Genomic DNA, 255 nt, shown 5'->3' with positions numbered 1-255 from the left:
AGAAGGTGGAGGATCAACAAGATCAGAAGACGGAGAAGAAGGCGAGTCAGATATCAACGATGTAGGAAGTGAATTGGGAGGAGAAGGTGGAGGATCAACAAGATCAGAAGACGGAGAAGAAGGCGAGTCAGATATCAACGATGTAGGAAGTGAATTGGGAGGAGAAGGTGGAGGATCAACAAGATCAGAAGACGGAGAAGCAGGCGATGCAGATATCAACGATGTAGGAAGTGAATTGGGAGGAGAAGGTGGAGG

At 47.8% G+C, this 255-nt stretch carries 1 pseudogene; it reads left to right on the top strand.

The window, feature by feature from the left end:
- Nucleotides 1–255, top strand: a pseudogene (locus J7R07_RS08165) (PE family protein); the annotation flags it as partial.

This window comes from Bartonella phoceensis (genome assembly GCF_902825145.1).
GTDB classification, from domain to species: Bacteria; Pseudomonadota; Alphaproteobacteria; order Rhizobiales; family Rhizobiaceae; genus Bartonella; species Bartonella phoceensis.
The sequence above is the reverse complement of the archived record's forward strand: the minus strand, read 5'-3'. Positions and strand labels throughout refer to the sequence as shown.